General features: G+C 69.5%; 1 protein-coding gene. It reads right to left on the bottom strand.

Translation table 11 applies throughout. The features are described 5' to 3' along the window. On the bottom strand, positions 1 to 279 hold a 279-nt coding region (locus EN850_RS36040; protein ID WP_189591370.1), incomplete at both ends, for a UvrB/UvrC motif-containing protein.

Genomic DNA, 279 nt, shown 5'->3' with positions numbered 1-279 from the left:
GCATGCTGCGCAGCGAGGAAATCAGATCGCGCAGGCGCGCGGCCTGCTCGAACTCCAGCGCCTCGCTGGCGGCCTGCATCTGCTCGCCCAGCTCGCGGGTGAGCTCGTCGCTCTTGCCTTCAAGGAACAGGGCGGCGCGGCGCACCGACTCGGCGTACTCCGCTGCCGGCACCAGCTCCACGCACGGCGCGCTGCAGCGCCCGATCTGGTACTGCAGGCACGGCCGCGAACGGTTGCGGAACACGCTGTCCTCGCAGCTGCGCAGCTTGAACAGCTTGT

The sequence above is a fragment of the Mesorhizobium sp. M8A.F.Ca.ET.207.01.1.1 genome (assembly GCF_004794715.1).
Lineage (GTDB): Bacteria > Pseudomonadota > Alphaproteobacteria > Rhizobiales > Rhizobiaceae > Mesorhizobium.
Note: the sequence above shows the minus strand (reverse complement) of the source record. Positions and strands in the feature narration are given on the sequence as shown.